Annotated in this window: 19 protein-coding genes and 3 tRNA genes; 16 read left to right on the forward strand and 6 right to left on the reverse strand. The window is 72.6% G+C overall.

Annotation, left to right across the window (positions count from 1 at the left end; translation table 11 throughout):
- Position 1: 1 nt before the first annotated feature.
- Positions 2-979, reverse strand: coding sequence for a diacylglycerol/lipid kinase family protein (locus C1N71_RS02200; RefSeq protein ID WP_137754917.1), 978 nt, complete (start codon positions 977-979; stop codon positions 2-4).
- Positions 980-1,001: 22 nt separating this feature from the next.
- Here C1N71_RS02200 and serS point away from each other — a divergent pair, with 22 nt between their 5' ends.
- From serS to C1N71_RS02240, 8 genes are all read left to right on the forward strand, one after another.
- Entirely contained in the window at positions 1,002-2,264 is a 1,263-nt protein-coding gene (gene serS / locus C1N71_RS15210) for a serine--tRNA ligase (RefSeq protein WP_137754918.1), read from the forward strand.
- Positions 2,261-3,076, forward strand: a complete 816-nt coding sequence (locus C1N71_RS15215; RefSeq protein ID WP_137754919.1) for an HAD family hydrolase — start codon at positions 2,261-2,263, stop codon at positions 3,074-3,076. The genes serS and C1N71_RS15215 overlap by 4 nt, the downstream gene beginning before the upstream one ends.
- Before the next feature lie 105 nt (positions 3,077-3,181).
- Positions 3,182-3,266 (forward strand) — tRNA-Ser (locus C1N71_RS02215).
- A 34-nt stretch (positions 3,267-3,300) separates the two neighbouring features.
- Complete coding sequence (locus tag C1N71_RS02220; RefSeq protein WP_175414060.1) at positions 3,301-4,593, forward strand: LCP family protein; 1,293 nt, start codon at positions 3,301-3,303, stop codon at positions 4,591-4,593.
- A gap of 76 nt (positions 4,594-4,669) precedes the next feature.
- Positions 4,670-4,759, forward strand: a tRNA-Ser gene (locus tag C1N71_RS02225).
- Positions 4,760-4,964: 205 nt separating this feature from the next.
- Positions 4,965-5,735, forward strand: a complete 771-nt coding sequence (locus tag C1N71_RS02230) for a M23 family metallopeptidase (RefSeq protein ID WP_137754921.1) — start codon at positions 4,965-4,967, stop codon at positions 5,733-5,735.
- Between the two features lie 122 nt (positions 5,736-5,857).
- Complete coding sequence (locus C1N71_RS02235; protein WP_137754922.1) at positions 5,858-6,199, forward strand: hypothetical protein; 342 nt, start codon at positions 5,858-5,860, stop codon at positions 6,197-6,199.
- 131 nt (positions 6,200-6,330) lie between these two features.
- A complete protein-coding gene (locus tag C1N71_RS02240) occupies positions 6,331-8,187 on the forward strand; it encodes a hypothetical protein (RefSeq protein WP_137754923.1) in 1,857 nt (618 codons plus the stop codon).
- A 66-nt stretch (positions 8,188-8,253) separates the two neighbouring features.
- Here the strand turns inward: C1N71_RS02240 and C1N71_RS02245 are convergent, their stop codons facing one another.
- The gene (locus tag C1N71_RS02245) at positions 8,254-8,745 is read right to left on the reverse strand and encodes a DUF7882 family protein (RefSeq protein ID WP_137754924.1); all 492 of its coding nucleotides are present in this window, start codon (positions 8,743-8,745) and stop codon (positions 8,254-8,256) included.
- On the opposite strand from C1N71_RS02245, the gene C1N71_RS02250 reads away from it, so the two are divergent.
- The 5 genes from C1N71_RS02250 (at position 8,744) to C1N71_RS02270 (ending at position 11,490) form a co-directional block, all read left to right on the forward strand.
- On the forward strand, positions 8,744-9,082 hold the full coding sequence (locus C1N71_RS02250) for a DUF7882 family protein (RefSeq protein WP_137754925.1): 339 nt from the start codon (positions 8,744-8,746) through the stop codon (positions 9,080-9,082). The two genes, C1N71_RS02245 and C1N71_RS02250, sit on opposite strands and share 2 nt — an antisense overlap.
- A gap of 47 nt (positions 9,083-9,129) precedes the next feature.
- On the forward strand, positions 9,130-10,185 hold the full coding sequence (locus C1N71_RS02255; protein ID WP_137754926.1) for an enoyl-CoA hydratase/isomerase family protein: 1,056 nt from the start codon (positions 9,130-9,132) through the stop codon (positions 10,183-10,185).
- Positions 10,182-10,958 carry an enoyl-CoA hydratase-related protein gene (locus tag C1N71_RS02260; protein ID WP_137754927.1) on the forward strand — a complete coding sequence of 259 codons (777 nt, stop codon included), beginning with the start codon at positions 10,182-10,184 and terminating at the stop codon, positions 10,956-10,958. Before C1N71_RS02255 ends, C1N71_RS02260 begins: the two co-directional genes overlap by 4 nt.
- 175 nt (positions 10,959-11,133) lie before the next feature.
- Entirely contained in the window at positions 11,134-11,337 is a 204-nt protein-coding gene (locus C1N71_RS02265) for a cold-shock protein (RefSeq protein WP_137754928.1), read from the forward strand.
- Between the two features lie 80 nt (positions 11,338-11,417).
- A tRNA-Arg gene (locus C1N71_RS02270) sits at positions 11,418-11,490 on the forward strand.
- A 71-nt stretch (positions 11,491-11,561) separates the two neighbouring features.
- Here the strand turns inward: C1N71_RS02270 and C1N71_RS02275 are convergent.
- On the reverse strand, positions 11,562-11,873 hold the full coding sequence (locus tag C1N71_RS02275) for a hypothetical protein (protein WP_137754929.1): 312 nt from the start codon (positions 11,871-11,873) through the stop codon (positions 11,562-11,564).
- A gap of 97 nt (positions 11,874-11,970) precedes the next feature.
- On the reverse strand, positions 11,971-12,105 hold the full coding sequence (locus C1N71_RS15425; protein ID WP_302630603.1) for a hypothetical protein: 135 nt from the start codon (positions 12,103-12,105) through the stop codon (positions 11,971-11,973).
- 172 nt (positions 12,106-12,277) lie between these two features.
- Here C1N71_RS15425 and C1N71_RS02280 point away from each other — a divergent pair, with 172 nt between their 5' ends.
- A complete protein-coding gene (locus tag C1N71_RS02280; protein ID WP_137754930.1) occupies positions 12,278-12,622 on the forward strand; it encodes a YciI family protein in 345 nt (114 codons plus the stop codon).
- 83 nt (positions 12,623-12,705) lie between these two features.
- Positions 12,706-13,044 (forward strand): DUF7882 family protein, encoded by a 339-nt coding sequence (locus C1N71_RS02285; protein ID WP_137754931.1) that lies wholly within the window; start codon positions 12,706-12,708, stop codon positions 13,042-13,044.
- Between the two features lie 74 nt (positions 13,045-13,118).
- Here C1N71_RS02285 and C1N71_RS02290 read toward each other — a convergent pair whose 3' ends face one another.
- Both C1N71_RS02290 and C1N71_RS02295 read right to left on the reverse strand, forming a co-directional pair.
- On the reverse strand, positions 13,119-13,373 hold the full coding sequence (locus tag C1N71_RS02290) for a hypothetical protein (RefSeq protein WP_137754932.1): 255 nt from the start codon (positions 13,371-13,373) through the stop codon (positions 13,119-13,121).
- A gap of 59 nt (positions 13,374-13,432) precedes the next feature.
- Positions 13,433-14,122 (reverse strand): TetR/AcrR family transcriptional regulator, encoded by a 690-nt coding sequence (locus C1N71_RS02295; RefSeq protein ID WP_137754933.1) that lies wholly within the window; start codon positions 14,120-14,122, stop codon positions 13,433-13,435.
- 115 nt (positions 14,123-14,237) lie between these two features.
- Here C1N71_RS02295 and C1N71_RS02300 point away from each other — a divergent pair, with 115 nt between their 5' ends.
- The gene (locus C1N71_RS02300; protein ID WP_137754934.1) at positions 14,238-14,978 is read left to right on the forward strand and encodes an SDR family oxidoreductase; all 741 of its coding nucleotides are present in this window, start codon (positions 14,238-14,240) and stop codon (positions 14,976-14,978) included.
- Positions 14,979-14,999: the final 21 nt, after the last annotated feature.

Consider the following 14,999-nt stretch of genomic DNA (forward strand, 5'->3'; position numbering starts at 1 on the left):
ACTACGCGACGGGTCTGGCGATGGGCACGCGGTGCGGAGCCTTCACGACGAGCGCACCCGGCTGGATCGTGAACTGCATCGCGATCGCCTCGCCGTACGGGTCGCCGTCGATCTGCACCGGCATCGGCTCGTCGAGGCGCGCCTGGAAGGCCTCGCACTGGCCGTATCCGAGCGTCGGCACCGCCTTCTGCGGCCCGATGAGACGCCGGCGTCGCAGGACGCGCGTGAGGAAAGCGGAGTTCACGGCGACGTACTTCACGACCTGCAGCCAGCCGTAGGCGTCCTTCGGGCGCAGGATGGCGACGTCGAGGCGACCGTCGTCGATCCGAGCGTCGGGCAGCAGCACGACGTTGCCGGTGAGGGCGCCGCAGTTGCCGACCATGAGCGTGTTGAGGCCGACGACGCGCTGCTGGCCGCCGTCGACGCGGTAGCGCATGCGCACGCGCTGGATGCGCCGGAAGGCCTTCACGATGGCGTCGACGTAGGCGAGCCAGCCGACCTTCCTCTTCAGCTCCTCGTCGGTGCTCTCGATCATCGCCGCATCGAGCCCGAACCCTGCGATGACGGCGAACGCGTGCTTCGACCGTCCGCCGTCGGGCCGTTCGAACTCGGCCCATCCGACGTCGATGCGCCGGTCGCGCCCGTCGAACGCCGTGCGCACGGAGGAGCGCAGGAACGTCACGTCGATGCCGAGGTTGCGGGCGAGGAGGTTGCCGGTGCCCGCGGGCAGCAGCGCCAGCGCCGTGTCGGAGCCGGCGAGCACCTCGGCGGCCATGCGCACCGTGCCGTCGCCGCCCGCGACGAGCACCACGTCGACCGACTCGGCGACGGCGGCCTCCACGGCGGCGCGACCGTCGTCCTCCGCCGCGGTCTCGAACCAGAGCGCCTCGTCCCAGTCGTCGGGCTGGGCGCCCGCGACGGCCTTCTCCAGCGCGCGCCGGTCGGCCTTCACGGGGTTGTAGACCACGGCTGCGCGCACGCCGTCAGCCTAGACTGGTGCGGTGATCGACCCCTCCCTCTTGCGTGAGCAGCCCGAGACGGTACGGCACAGCCAGCGGGTGCGCGGCGACTCCGTCGACGTCGTCGACGAGGCCCTCGCCGCCGACGCCACGCGTCGCGCGGCGATCGGCGAGTTCGAGCGCCTGCGTGCTGCGCAGAACGCCCACGCGTCCCTCGTCGGCAAGGCGTCGAAGGAGGAGCGGCCGGCGCTCATCGCGCAGGCGAAGGAGGCGTCGGAGCACGTCAAGGCCGCCCAGGCGGCCGTGACGGAGGCCGAGGCCGCCTTCGACGCGGCGATGGGCCGCATCGCGAACCTCGTGCACCCGGACGTGCCGGCAGGCGGCGAGGAGGACTTCGCGCTGCTGTCGACGCACGGCACCGAGCGGTCGTTCGACTTCGCCGCCCGCGACCACGTCGAGCTCGCCGAGGGGCTGCGCGCCCTCGATCTGCAGCGCGGCGTGAAGGTGTCCGGCAGCCGCTTCTACTTCCTCACGGGCATCGGGATGCGCCTCGAGCTCGCCATCATGCTCATGGGCCTCGACGAGGTGCTCGCCGACGGCTTCACCCCGCTCGTCACGCCGACGCTCGTGCGCCCCGAGGTCATGCAGGGCACCGGATTCCTCGGCGAGCACGCCGCCGAGGTCTACCACCTGCCCGCCGACGATCTCTTCCTCACCGGCACCTCCGAGGTGGCGCTCGCGGGCTTCCACGCCGACGAGATCCTCGACGTCGACGAGCCGCTGCGCTACGCCGGATGGTCGACGTGCTACCGCCGCGAGGCGGGCTCCGCCGGGCGCGACACGCGCGGCATCCTGCGCGTGCACCAGTTCAACAAGCTCGAGATGTTCTCGTATGTGAAGCCGGAGGCTGCGGAGGCCGAGCACGAGCGTCTGCGCGCGCTGCAGGAGCGCATGCTGCAGGCGTGCGAGCTCGACTACCGCGTCATCGACGTCGCGGCCGGCGACCTCGGCTCCTCCGCATCGCGCAAGTTCGACATCGAGGCGTGGGTGCCCTCGCAGGGCGCGTACCGCGAGCTCACGTCCACCTCGAACTGCACGACGTTCCAGGCGCGCCGCCTGCAGACGCGATACCGCACCGAGAGCGGGAAGACGGCGCCGGTCGCGACCCTCAATGGCACCGCCGCCACGACGCGCTGGCTCGTCGCGATCCTCGAGACGCACCAGCAGGCGGACGGATCCGTGCGCGTGCCCGAGCGGCTGCGGCCGTACCTCGGCGGCCTCGAGGTGCTGGAGCCCGTCGCGTGACCGATCGCTGGCTCGTCGCGCTCGACATCGACGGCACGACCGTGCGCGAGGACGACTCGCTCTCGGCGCGCGTCGCGGAGGCGGTGCGCGCCGTCGTCGATGCCGGGCACCTCGTCGTGCTGGCGACGGGGCGGTCGCAGTCGACGACCGAGTCGCTCGCCGAGCGCGTCGGCATCCGCCCGGAGTGGATGGTCGTCGCGAACGGCGCGCTCGTGCTGCAGCGCGAGGGCGACGCCTACGTGCGCGAGCACGTCGAGACGTTCGACGCCGGTCCCGCGCTGCGCCGCATCGTGCAGGGGCTGCCCGAGGCGCGCTTCCTCGTCGAGGACGCGACGGGCTTCCGCCGCTACACGCGCGGCATGGACGACTGGAACCTCGACCACGCCGAGGAGGTCGAGTTCGACGGCCTCACCGTCGAGCCGGCGATGCGCGTCGTCGTCATGAGCCCGGACCACGCCGTCGAGGACTTCCTCGAGATCGTCGAGGGCATGGGCCTGCACAAGGTCTCCTACGCCATCGGGTTCTCGTCGTGGCTCGACATCGCGCCCGACGGCGTCAACAAGGCGACGGGCCTGCAGCGCGTGCTCGACGCCACGGGCATCCCGCGCGAGCGCGTCCTCGCCGTGGGCGACGGCCGCAACGACATCGACATGCTCGCGTGGACGGCGGCCGGCGGTGGTCGCGCCATCGCGATGGGGCAGGCGCCCGACGAGGTCGCCGCCGCCGCGAACGAGCGCACCGGGACCGTCGACGAGGACGGCCTCGCCGACGTGCTCGAGCCGCTCGCCGCGGTGGGATCCGTCACGCGCTGACGGCCTCCGCGCGGAGGCGCGCGGCATCCTCGGCGTCCTCATACGCATCGTCTCGGTGCGCGCAGAGGACGGCCCGGTACCATGGGCCGTCCGCGCCGCGGGCTGGGAGGGCTGTCCGAGCGGCCGATGGAGCCGGTCTTGAAAACCGGTGGGCAGCGATGCCTCGTGGGTTCGAATCCCACGCCCTCCGCGCATCGCCACGCTGCCGACCGGGAAGGAGACCGATGGCACCGCCGAAGATCGTCGACGCACCAGAGGTCCGTCCGCGCCATGGCCGCCTGCCCAGGCGGCACCCCGTGCGTCGCATCGTCGGCATCGTCGCGCTCGGCCTCACGGTCGTCCTCGTCGCCACCGTCGGCGTCGTCGGCATCTCCTTCCTGCAGCTGCAGGGCGACGTCGAGACGGTCGACCTGGCCGGCGATCCGCCCCCCGCGTTCGCCGAGCAGCAGGGCGCCTTCAACATCCTGCTCGTCGGCTCCGACTCCCGTGAGGGACAGGGCTCGGTCGACGACGGCTACACCGGCGGCGCCCTCAACGACGTCACGATGGTGCTGCACGTCTCCGAGGACCACCAGCGCGCCACGGTCGTCTCCTTCCCCCGCGACCTCCTCATCGACTTCCCGGCGTGCCCGAACCCGGATGGCGGCGACGACATCCCGCCCGCGCGCACGCAGCAGCTGAACACGGCGCTCGGTCGCGGCGGCCTCGCGTGCGTCGCGGAGGTCGTCGAGTCGATCTCGGGCCTCGAGATCCCGTACGCCGCGCTCATCGGCTTCGACGGCGTCGTGAACATGTCGAGCGCCGTCGGCGGCGTGCCCGTCTGCTTCGCGGGCGACATCGACGACCCGTACACGGGCTTCTCGATCACCGAGGGCACGCACGACATCGAGGGCCAGCAGGCGCTCGCCTTCCTGCGCATGCGCCACGGCGTCGGCGACGGCTCCGACCTCGCGCGCATCTCGTCGCAGCAGGTGTTCCTGTCGTCGCTCATCCGCAAGCTGCAGTCGGACGCGGTGCTCACCGACCTCGGCCGGCTCTACCAGATCGCCCAGGTCGCGACGTCGTCGATGACGATGTCGTCGTCGCTGAACGACGTCGGCACGATGGTGGCGATGGCGCGCGTGCTCGCGGACATCCCGCTCGACACGATGCAGTTCATCCAGTATCCGTCGGCGTCGAACGGCACGGGCCGCGTCGTGCCGACTGCCGTCGCCGACGAGGTCATGGCGCTCATCGCCGCCGACCAGCCGGTGACGCTCGACCCGAACGCGACGGGTCAGGGCGCCGAGGCGACGCAGGACCCGACGGCGACGACGGATCCGGGCGCGACGGATCCGGCGGCGACGGATCCGGCCGCGAGCGACCCAGCGGCGTCGGATCCGGCCGCATCGGACCCGGCCACCAGCGACCCGGCCGCATCGGACCCATCCGCGAGCGCACCGCCGAGCACGCCCATCGAGGGCGTGCAGGGCACGAGCGCGTCGCAGCAGACCTGCGTCGTGCCGTACCAGTACTGACCCTCGGGCATGGCGCATCGGGCGGTCCGGCGGGCCGGTGCCGGTTTGCTAGAGTCGAGTTCGGCCTGCGGGCCATGGAGACGTCGCATAGTCAGGCCTAGTGCACCACCCTGCTAAGGTGGAGTCCCCTTTGAGGGGACCGAGGGTTCAAATCCCTCCGTCTCCGCACTGCTCGAAGCCCCGATCGCTCGCCTCCGCGAGGGTCGGGGCTTCGTCGAGTCGGATCGGCTGCCATCGACCGCTCGCGCCAGGCCGCGCGGAGGACTAGCGTTCGCCACGAGGAGGAGCCGATGGATGAGGTCCTCACCCGGGCGCACGACCGTGACGACGCCATGCGCGGCTCCGTGGCGGCTCGGCGGTAGGTCGGCACGATGGTGCTCGCGCTCGGCAATCCGGCCCCGGGGTTCGTGCTCGGGAACCGGTACGGACCGCGTCCGTCCATCAACCTCGACGGCGACGGCATCGGCAACACCGCGGCGTTCCACGGCGGGCAGGATCTGTACTCGCTGCCGGGCGGCTCGCGCGAGGTCGTGGCGGTCGCCGACGGCGTGATCGTGCGGTCGCCATACGGCGCGGGTGCCGGACTCGCGACGTGCGTCCGGCACGAGCAGCTCGGGCTGTGGTCGGGATACGCCCACATGTCGACGTCGCCGCTGCCCGTCGGCACTCGGGTCCGACGCGGCCAGCTGCTCGGTCGCGAGGGCGCGACGGGGGACGCCACGGGCGCGCACCTGCACCTCGACGTCGGCGTCGGCGCTCCGGCGGCGTTCCATCGCGTCGATCCGCTGCTGCACGTCGACTTCTCCACCAGGCCCACCGGCACGGCCGCCGGCGCGCCGACCGATCCCATCGAGCGCGCGCTGCGCAGGGAGGACGGCATCACGATGTTCGTCGCGCACAACACGACCACCGGGCACGCCTACACGCTCGGGCAGCAGTACATCCGACACGAGCCGACCGTGGAGGGCGCGGGATACCTCGCGCGCGTGCTGACCTCCGAGGACGTCGTCATCGGCATGGACGCGCAGCAGTTCGCCATGGTGATCGACGCGCTCGGCATCCCGCGATCCGCGCCCGAGCGCGTCGTGGGCGGCACCGCGTGGTCGGCGCCGCTGCAGTACCACGACGCCAGGCAGTGGTGACGAGCGCCACCCAGCCCGACGCGTCGGCGCCCGCCGGTGACGTCACCCGCGCCGCGCCTACTCCTCCAGGCACGCGGAGGCAACCCTGGCCGACGCACGGGTGCACGGTGGATCATCCGAGCATGGACGACACGCGCTCCCACCTCCGTGGACGACGGGACGAGGACGACGCGGGCGCGACGCCCGACGGCCTCCTCGCGGCGTTCACGCACCTCGGCGTGTGCGTGATCGGCACCCACGACCCGCGTCGCGCGGCGGATGCCTGGCGCGACCTCATGGATCGTCGCCGCGGGCACGCCGTCGCACCCGGCACCGAGCCCGCGGCACGGCGTCTCGACGCCTCCGCATGGTGGCACGCGCAGCATCGCTGGGCCAGGCGCGGTCGTCGCGGATGGGTGCTCGTGCGCGATCGTGCCGACGGCGCCGAGCCGGCGATGGTGCTCGTCGGCGTCTTCCGAGACTGACGACACGCCGAGGACACCTGGTTCGCTGGTGACTTCCAGGCGGGTCGTGCGACGCTGAGTCTCGTCGTCGACCGCGAGAACGCTCCGCTTCGATGGCCCATCGAAGGGACCCCCTCGTCATGCTCGCTGCCGTGTCGTGCGCGCTCCTCGCGCTCGTGGCTCCATTCCTCGTCCCGCCGACCGCCGTGCCCGCGCTCGCGACCTCCTCCGTCGCCACGCCGTCGCCGAGCGATCCGGTCGACGCGCCCGATGCCACGCCGGCACCCGGCACGCCTGCGCCCTCGACGCCGCCATCCGCGGCGCCCGCGCCCTCGGAGCCCGCGGACGACGGCGGCGCGGAGCCCGCACCGGACCCCGATGCGCCCCTCGAGACGGTCGAGGAGGAGCCCCTCCCGGCCGACCCGCTGGACCCGCCGCGCGTCGAGCCGCCGATCGTCTCGCCCGACGCCATCCCGGAGGCGCCGGAGGAGCCGCTGCCCGCGCCCGCAGCCGCCGACCCGTTCGCGCTCGTCGAGCCGAACGCCGCGGCGCCCGGCACCGTGCACTGCTACGGCGACAGCATCCTCCACTCCATCTGCCCGTACGTCGCGCAGAACCTCGGCGGACGCACCGTCGAGAACTTCGCGGTCGGCGGCAGCACGTCATCCGCCATCGCGACCATCGCCGGCGCGATCCAGCTCTCCACCTCCCGCGGCTTCACCATCCCCGCGCAGGGCCCGGTCTCGGTCGGCTTCCCGAACGGCACCCCCAGGGGCGAGGCGTCGTTCGGCACCATCTCGGCCCGCGTCTCGATCGCCGGGGTCTCGGGTGCGCTCGTCCACTCGCCGCCGAACGGGGTCTACTGGCGCTTCACGCGCTTCGAGGCCGGCTCCGCCGTGGCCGTTCCGGCAGGTGCCGCGATCTCGTCGCAGACGGCCGTGCGCGCCGGCGCCGCCTCGATCATCTGGGCGGGCACGAACAACCTGCTCGAGGTGGACCAGGTGCTCGCCGACGTCGAGCGCACGGTCGCGCTGCACCGCTCGGTCTCGAGCGAGCCGTTCTGGGTCGTGTCGGTGACGCCGGCGTGGGGCAACGCGACGTCGAGCTACGGCGTCGCGCGCGAGCGGATCAACGCCGAGCTCGAACGCCGCTACCCGGCGCAGTACGTGCCGCTCGACGAGTACGTCGGCAACGGCGCGATCGCCGACTCGGGCGCCGTGCCCACCGCCCTCGACCGCGAATGGATCGCGTCGCGGCTCAACCCGCCGGTGTTCCACTCCGCGTCCGACTGGGTGCACTACAACGCCCGCGGTCAGGCGGTGCTCGGCGCGTACCTCGCACGCTACGTCCGCGGCGAGCTCACGGCTGCGCAGGCTCGTGCGATCCTCGTGCCGAACGCCTCGCCCATCACGGTCTCGGGCTTCTACGGATCCCTGTCCGTGCGCGGCTGGGCGTACGACCACAGCGACCTCTACGCGCCGCTGGCGATCGGCATCACCGTGAACGGCAGATGGCTCGCGACGACGCTCGCGAACCGAGCGTCCCCCGAGCTGCAGCGCTACGGCGTCCCAGGCGGTCATGCGTTCCAATGGTCGGGTACCGTGCCCGGCGGCACGCACGAGGTCTGCATCGTCGCCGTCGGCATCGGCGTGGGCGGCAACGCGTATCCCGCGTGCCAGCGCGTCACGATGAAGGGAGCCGTCCCGCAGGGCGATCTCGTCGTCGTCGACGTCGGCGGTGGCGCGATGGCCGTCATGGGGTGGGCCTTCGACCACGCGAACCTCTACGCGCAGATCCCGGTCGGCATCATCATCGACGGGCGCTGGCACGCCGGCGTGACCGCAGCCATCGAGTCGCCCTACCTCGCGGCGTACGGCGTGCCGGGCAACCATGCGTTCTTCTCCGGCGCGGGCGTCGGCAGGGGAACCCACACCGCGTGCGCGATCGCCGTGTCGCCATCGACCGGCATCAACGAGCTCATCGGCTGCCAGACGATCACCCTGCGCTGACGCGCAGGAACCACGGCACTCGGCCCGGGACTGCACGAGCAGCCCCGGGCCGAGTCGCGTCGTGCGTCAGGCTGCCGCTGCGTGGAGGTGCAGCCCGGTCGAGGACGATGCCTCGCGGATCATGTGCTCGAGCCGGTCGCGGTCGGGCGGCGACGGCACGCGGGCGTCGAACGCGAACCGCAGGTCGGCGTGCTCGTGGATCCAGAACGCCACGGTCGGCTCGAGCGCGTCCGACGACTCGATGGTGAGCAGGAAGGGCTCCGCCCTGCGCAGCTTGTTCACCACCACCACCTGCAGGTGCTCCAGGTCCTCGTCGGCGAGCCGAGCGACCGCGCCGTCGTCGCCGTAGTGCAGGCGTCCCATCCATGGCTCCTCACGTCCAGCGATCAGCACACCACGCGACGGATCGAGCATCCAAGGGCTTGCGCCGAGGGCGTCCGAGGCGGTGCCGAATCCACCGCTATCACCACGTCGAAGCATCTTGCCCGAAACGACGGCGCAGGAGCGACGCGCCGATGAATCACTCGATGCGTCGGAAGGTTCGTAGACTGAGGGCATGGGCCACCTCACCTACGCCGGATCGACGCAGTACGAGATCGACGATCGGATGCTCGCGCACGTCAAGGCGGTCGTGTCGGCGAAGCTGCGCAGGCAGGAGTCGTTCCTGCTGTCGTGGACGGTCGACGCGCACGCGGGCTCCGGTCGGGTCTCCCTGTGGCTCTCGCCGTCGATCCCGCTGGAGTTCCGCTTCGCCGGGTCGCGCGTGCCGCAGCTGAACGGCGTGTGGCTCGAGTCGCTCATGGACATGGCCAACTCCACGCGCGGCCTCGTGCTCGTCGGCGAGCAGGAGGCGGAGCAGATCGCCGCGGGCCGGCAGCAGCCGCCCGCCATCTGACCATCGCGCCCCTCCGCGCGTGGCGCGTGCGCCGATAGCGTGAAGGCATGAGCGAGGACGTCGTCGTCGAGCGCCGCGGACGCGCGGGCATCATCACCCTCGATCGGCCGGAGGCGATGAACGCCCTCACGCACGAGATGGTGCGCGCCGTGCTCGCCGCGCTCGAGGCGTGGCGCGACGAACCCGCGATCGAGACCGTGGTGCTGCAGGGTGCCGGCGACCGCGGGCTGTGCGCGGGCGGCGACGTCGTCGGCCTGCGGCGCGCGATCCTCGACGGCGAGCTCGAGGGCACGCGGGCGTTCTTCCGCGACGAGTACCGCATGGATGCGGCCGTCGCCCGCTTCCCGAAGCCGGTCGTCGCGCTCATGGACGGCGTCGTGCTCGGCGGCGGCGTCGGCATCGGCGGCCATGCGTCGCACCGCGTCGTGACCGAGCGCAGCCGCGTCGGGTTCCCGGAGGTGACGATCGGCTTCGCGCCCGACGTCGGGGCCTCCTGGCTGCTGTCGAGGCCGGCCGCGGGGCGCGTGGGCGCGTGGATGGCGCTCACGGGCCAGCCCGTCGGCGCCGCCGCCGCCCTGCGCGCCGGGCTCGCCGACCACCACGTGCCGAGCGATCGGCTCGCCGAGCTCGTCGGGCGGCTCGAGCACGAGGATGCAGGCACCGCCATCGCCGCGCTCGCGACGTCGCCCGCGCCCGGACCGGGTGACGACGTGCCCGCCGCGTTCGACGAGCCGATCGTCGAGCGCGTGCTCGCTGCCCTCGACGCCGGCCCCGACGCCGATCGCGAGACGGCGGAGCTCATCCGCACGAAGTCGCCCTCGGGCCTTCGCGTCGCCGCCGAGGCGCGTCGTCGCGGCGCCGAGCTGCCGAGCCTCGAGGCCGCGCTCGCTCAGGAGCTGCGCATCGTCGCGCACGCCATCACGACCCACGACCTCGTCGAGGGCATCCGGGCGCAGCTCGTCGACAAGGACCGCGCGCCGCGGTGGCAGCCGGCGACGCTCGCCGCCGTGACCGACGACGTGGTCGACGCCTACTTCGCGCCGCCGCCCGGCGGCGACCTCGACCTGCCCACCCCGAGCCCGACCGCGAGGAGCGCATCGTGACCGCATTCGAGACCATCCGCGTCGAGACGAGGGGCCGCGTCGGCTGGATCACGCTCGACCGCCCCGAGGCGCTCAACGCGCTGAACGCGCAGCTCATGCGCGAGGTCGTCGCCGCAGCGACGGCGTTCGACGCCGACCCGAGCATCGGCGCCATCGTCGTGACCGGCTCCGAGCGGGCGTTCGCGGCCGGTGCCGACATCAAGGAGATGGAGTCGATGACCGGCGTCGACTGGGCCGTCGACGATCCGTTCGGCGAGTGGCCCCGCTTCGCAGCGGTGCGCACGCCCGTCATCGCCGCCGTCAGCGGCTACGCACTCGGAGGCGGGTGCGAGCTGGCGATGATGTGCGACATCATCGTCGCCGCCGACTCCGCACGCTTCGGGCAGCCCGAGATCAGCCTCGGCGTCATCCCCGGCATCGGTGGCACCCAGCGTCTCGTTCGCGCCGTCGGCGCGTACAAGGCTGCTGAGATCGTGCTGACGGGTCGCATGGTCGGCGCGGCGGAGGCCGAGCGCATCGGCCTCGTCTCGCGCGTCGTGCCCGCCGACGCGCTCCTCGACGAGGTGGCGACGATGGCCGAGGCGATCGCGGCGCGGTCGCTGCCGAGCCTCTACGCCGCGAAGGCGGCGCTCGACGCGGCGCTCGAGACGCCGCTCGCAGAAGGCCTGCGGCTCGAGCGCCACGTCTTCGCGGCGCAGTTCGACACGGCCGACCAGAAGGAGGGCATGGCCGCCTTCCGCGAGAAGCGCGATCCCGACTTCACGCACCGCTGAGGGCTGCCGCTCGACGACGGACCGTTACCCAATCGGCATGATCGAACCGTCATGTCTCAGGGACGATTCGCTAGCGTGAGAGCACGCCGAGCGGGGGACAGGGGCTGCCTTCGCGCATCCCGGCCTGCGGCATCCGCCGTGCATCACGCAGCACCACAGCATGACAGGGAGACTCATGGCCACTGGGACCGTGAGGTGGTTCGACTCGGGCAAGGGCTACGGCTTCATCACGCCGGATGACGGCAGCGCCGACCTCTTCGCCCACTACTCGCAGATCAACTCGTCGGGCTTCAAGACCCTCGACGAGAACCAGAAGGTGGAGTTCGAGGTGACGCAGGGCCAGAAGGGTCTGCAGGCCTCCAACATCACGCCGCTCTAGGGCGACCGCGTGGCCCGCGCCACGCCGATTCGCGCCGCGGGTCGTGGTCCCGTATGCTGGTCCACGGCCCTCGCGGCCATGCGCCCGTAGCTCAACGGATAGAGCATCTGACTACGGATCAGAAGGTTGGGGGTTCGAATCCCTCCGGGCGCGCAACCCACGAAGCCCCTCGCGACGAGCGAGGGGCTTCGTCGTGCTCGGGGTCCCGCTGCGGCCCACGCGCGTCAAACCCCGTCGAGGGCGCGGTCGCGCCTTGGTCCGACGACGAGGGCCACGACGATGCCCGCCTCGAGGACGACCGCGAGCGTGAGCAGCAGCGGAGCCGCGCTCGGCTGCGCGATCGACCAGAGGATCGCGACGAGCGGCACGGCGACGAGCTGCGAGAGCGCGAACGTGCGCCGACGCCGTCGCCAGCGTCGGCGAGTCTCGGCGTCGCCGGGGTGGGAGAGGGCCAGCGCCCACTGCATGCGCAGCACCCCGCCGGCGATGCCGGAGACGGCGATGAGCGCGACGACGGGGATCATCAGCCAGGACACGCTGCGATGCTCCCGCAGCGCGCTGTGCGCGCGCTGCGCCCGGACGCGTCGGGCCAAGGAGCCGCGGTGTCCGTGCGGCTGCGAGGAGCCGCGGCGGCTAGCGCTGAGCGGCGCTCGAGCCGCTCGGTGCTCGGTGCTCGTACGGCGGGCGCTCGCCGGCCTTGAAGCGGACGGCGATCGCGACCGCGAGGGCGACGTCGACGGCGAGCATGATGACGGTGAACAGCACCATGGGCGGATCCTCCTTCGTCGTGCGCGTCGACCGGGTCGACGGCGCGGTGGGCGAGGTGTGGCCAGTGTCGCATCCGCCGCTGGCAGGAGCCTTGGGGTTGCGGATGCGCGACGCGCGCATTGCTCGCCGTCGCCCCGGCGCGCCATGCTGGTCGCGACACCGGGAGGCGACGATGCCGCAGTACGCAGTCCTCATCTACACGGACGACTCCGCCCACGCGCTCGACGCGACGGACGAGCAGCTCGCCGAGCCGAACGCGCACGGCGACGAGGTCGCGGCATCCGGCGCGATGCGCGCCGCCTGGGCGTTCACGCCTCGCGCGTCGGCGCGCTCCGTGCGCGCGACCGGCGTGACCGACGGGCCGTTCGTCGACGCCGAGACGGTCGTGGCGGGCGTCTACGTCATCGAGGCCGACGACGAGGATGCCGCGCTCGCGATCGCCGCCACGAATCCCGCGATCCGCGGCTCCGGTGGCGTCGAGGTCCGACGCGTGCACAGCGGCGGCTGCCTCGGGTAGCGCGCGTCGGGCGACGCACGAGGAGTCCTCGCGGTCATCCGCGCTCGAAACGACCGCTCGATGGTCGAGCTAGCCTCGAGCGGATGGGACACCTCATCTACGGTGGCTCGACGGAGTACACCATCGAAGACCGCATGCTCGCCCACGCGAAGGCGGCGATCGCTGCGAAGCTCCGACGACAGGAGTGCTTCCTGCTCTCCTGGCACGTCGACCTCGACCACGGCTCCGGCCGCGTGAGCCTCTGGATGGCACCCTCGATCCCGCTGAAGTTCCGCTTCTCCGGATCGCGCGTGCCCGACCTCAACGTCTCCTGGCTCGAGGCGCTCGTGTCGATGGGCGCGTCGGCGCGCGGCATGGTGCTCAGCTCGGAGGAGGAGGCGGTCGCCGCCTGGCGAGCAGGCGCGGCGTCGCCGCGCGTCTGAGGACGCCGTCGACGCGGGCGCGACGTCGCGGGCGCCTCGCGACCCTCCCGTCGATGCGACGGCAGTCGGGAGCCTCAGTCGGCGTCGCTCGTCGGCTCCGGCTGCTCCTCGACCACTCGATCGAGCTCGGGCGGGCCGTCGAGCTCGGAGGTCACCGCACCGTCGGTCGGCGCCGGGGAGACGTCGGGGATGGGCTGCTCGGGCTCGGCAGGACCCGGGGTGCCGGGGTCGCTGGGCCGGTCGAGGTCGGGCGCCTCGGGCGCGGGCTCGGCCGTGTCGGGGTCCGTGAGGAGGTCGGGATCAGGCGCGGTCGGGTTCGTCTCGGTCATGCGGGCCACGATGCTCGGCATCGCCGATGCGCGCGACCGGGTTGCGCGAGGGCCGAGGGTCAGCGCGCGTCGGCGATGCGCTGCAGCAGCTCGGCGGCGAGGGCCCGCTCGCCCGGCGAGAGCACGGCGCCGAGGTCGTCGAGCGCGCCGAGGAGCCCCGACGCCCACGCCGAGGTCGAGGCCTGCTCGCCACGCTCGCCCGTGATGGACGCGAGCACCGCGTCGAGCACGCGACCCGGCAGGCCGAGGTCGCGCTCGTGCGGGGGCGTGCCGATGAGCTGCAGCGTGACGCCCCTGCCCGTCGACTGCACCATCTCCACGGCGGTCGGCACGCTCACGCTCAGCCGACCCGCCGCCGCGATGCGCGAGACGAGCATCGTGAGGCGGTCGCGCGCGGCTCTGGCCGCCTCGGGGATGCGCTCGGGATCGGCCCGCCCGTACATGAGTCGGTAGTGCGCAGGATGCTCGAGACCGAAGCGCACATGGAGGTCGTCGCCGGTGCGCAGGTCCTCGACGGGATCGTCGGTGAGACGCATCGCGTGCTTGCTCGCGAGATACGCGTCGAAGCCCGACGAGGCGACGGCGTCGAGCAGCCCCTCCATGTCGCCGAACAGGCGGTAGATCGTCGGCGGCTGCACGCCCGCCGCCGCGCTCACCGCACGCGTCGTCACCGCCGCCCGGCCGCCCGCGTCGAGCAGCGCATCCGCCGCCTCCACGATCCGCGTGCGGGTGTCCGGCTGCTCGCTCATGGATCGATGATAACGCCGGGGCGATAGCGGCTTGCATATTCTCGACGACGCGCGTACCGTATCGCCGGTAACGCCGATGGAGAATCGGCGATCACACCGGAAGCAAGGAGCATCCATGCGCATCCCAGGACGCACGATCCTCATGGCCGGCGGCACGTCCGGCATCGGCCTCGCCCTCGCGCTCGCGCTGCAGGCGAAGGGCGCCACCGTCCTCGTCGCCGGTCGACGGCAGGAGCGTCTCGAGGCCATCCGCGCGGAGCATGGGCTCGACGGCTACGACTTCGACGTCACCGATCCCGCATCCATCGCCGCCCTCGCCGAGCGCACGATCGCCGAGCACCCCGAGCTCGACGCCGTCGTCACGATGTCGGGCATCATGCAGCCCGAGCGCGTCGGGGAGCCGGGCGCGCTCGAGACCGCCGAGCGCACGGTCGTCACGAACCTGCTCGGCACGATCCGCCTCGTCGAGGCGTTCCTGCCGCATCTGCGCACCCGACCCGAGGCGGCGATCCTCACGGTGACGTCGGGCCTCGCATACGTGCCGTACGCCTCGACGCCGACGTACTCGGCGACGAAGGCCGGCGTGCACGCCTACACGGAGGCGGTGCGCGAGCAGCTGCGCGAGACGAGCGTGCAGATCATCGAGATCGCACCGCCGCGCACGCGCACGCAGCTGACGGCCGAGACGGACACGGATGCCGCGATGCCGCTGCAGGAGTTCGTCGACGAGGTCGTGTCGATCCTCGAGACGCAGCCCGACGCGCCGCAGGTGCTCGTCGAGCGCGTGCGCCGGCAGCGCTTCGCCGCCGAGCAGGGCGTCTACGACGAGGTGTTCGCGGCGCAGAACCGACGCTGAGCGCGCGCGATGCCCCGACGG

The organism is Agrococcus sp. SGAir0287 (genome assembly GCF_005484985.1).
Lineage (GTDB): Bacteria > Actinomycetota > Actinomycetes > Actinomycetales > Microbacteriaceae > Agrococcus.

Coding starts and splice junctions, on each gene's coding strand:
- C1N71_RS02220 (WP_175414060.1), top strand. CDS start 3,301: ATGGCACCGCCGAAGATCGTCGACGCACCAGAGGTCCGTCCGCGCCAT.
- C1N71_RS02230 (WP_137754921.1), top strand. CDS start 4,965: ATGGTGCTCGCGCTCGGCAATCCGGCCCCGGGGTTCGTGCTCGGGAAC.
- C1N71_RS02235 (WP_137754922.1), top strand. CDS start 5,858: ATGGACGACACGCGCTCCCACCTCCGTGGACGACGGGACGAGGACGAC.
- C1N71_RS02250 (WP_137754925.1), top strand. CDS start 8,744: ATGGGCCACCTCACCTACGCCGGATCGACGCAGTACGAGATCGACGAT.
- C1N71_RS02245 (WP_137754924.1), bottom strand. CDS start 8,745: ATGCCCTCAGTCTACGAACCTTCCGACGCATCGAGTGATTCATCGGCG.
- C1N71_RS02255 (WP_137754926.1), top strand. CDS start 9,130: ATGAGCGAGGACGTCGTCGTCGAGCGCCGCGGACGCGCGGGCATCATC.
- C1N71_RS02265 (WP_137754928.1), top strand. CDS start 11,134: ATGGCCACTGGGACCGTGAGGTGGTTCGACTCGGGCAAGGGCTACGGC.
- C1N71_RS15425 (WP_302630603.1), bottom strand. CDS start 12,105: ATGGTGCTGTTCACCGTCATCATGCTCGCCGTCGACGTCGCCCTCGCG.
- C1N71_RS02280 (WP_137754930.1), top strand. CDS start 12,278: ATGCCGCAGTACGCAGTCCTCATCTACACGGACGACTCCGCCCACGCG.
- C1N71_RS02285 (WP_137754931.1), top strand. CDS start 12,706: ATGGGACACCTCATCTACGGTGGCTCGACGGAGTACACCATCGAAGAC.
- C1N71_RS02290 (WP_137754932.1), bottom strand. CDS start 13,373: ATGACCGAGACGAACCCGACCGCGCCTGATCCCGACCTCCTCACGGAC.
- C1N71_RS02295 (WP_137754933.1), bottom strand. CDS start 14,122: ATGAGCGAGCAGCCGGACACCCGCACGCGGATCGTGGAGGCGGCGGAT.
- C1N71_RS02300 (WP_137754934.1), top strand. CDS start 14,238: ATGCGCATCCCAGGACGCACGATCCTCATGGCCGGCGGCACGTCCGGC.